Source organism: Vibrio sp. 1641, assembly GCF_033339995.1.
In the GTDB taxonomy this organism is placed as follows: domain Bacteria; phylum Pseudomonadota; class Gammaproteobacteria; order Enterobacterales; family Vibrionaceae; genus Vibrio; species Vibrio alginolyticus.
The window spans coordinates 1-630 of record NZ_JAWOVP010000271.1; the positions used below are offsets into that span (position 1 = coordinate 1).

1 protein-coding gene is annotated in these 630 nt (G+C 49.5%); it reads left to right on the forward strand.

Annotated features, from left to right (window positions below; genetic code table 11):
- A partial coding sequence (locus tag R7Z47_RS25470; RefSeq protein ID WP_318130843.1) for an ACT domain-containing protein occupies positions 1–630 on the forward strand: 630 nt, incomplete at both ends.

Here is a 630-nt window from a genome sequence, read left to right on the forward strand (position 1 = left end):
TAAAACGCTTCAACGTCAACACGCCGGATGAACTCTACGTCGGTGTAGGCAGTGGCGACCTGCGTATCAATCAGATCATCAACCACATTAATGCACTGGTGAATAAACCAACGGCGGAAGAAGAGGATCAGCAAGCGCTAGAAAAACTTCAAGAAGCCGAGCACAAAGCACCAGCGCAAAGTCGCCCGAAAAAAGACGCGGTAGTTGTAGAAGGTGTTGATAACCTAATGACGCACCTAGCTCGCTGTTGTCAGCCAATTCCAGGTGATGACATTTGTGGTTACATCACCCAAGGCCGAGGCATCTCAGTGCACCGCAGTGACTGTGAACAGCTCGAAGAACTGCGTCATCACGCTCCAGAACGTATCATTGATACCGTATGGGGCAGCGGATTTGTAGGGTCATACATCCTCACCGTGCGTGTCGAAGCGATGGAGCGAGGCGGTCTATTGAAAGACATCACCACACTATTTGCCAACGAGAAAATCAAAGTGACCAGCATGAAGAGCCGTGTCGATTACCGTCGTCAGCTCGCCATCATGGATTTTGATCTTGAAGTGACCAATATTGAGGTGCTCTCTCGCGTTTCGAAACGTGTCGAGCAGATCAAGGATGTTATGTCGGTAAAAC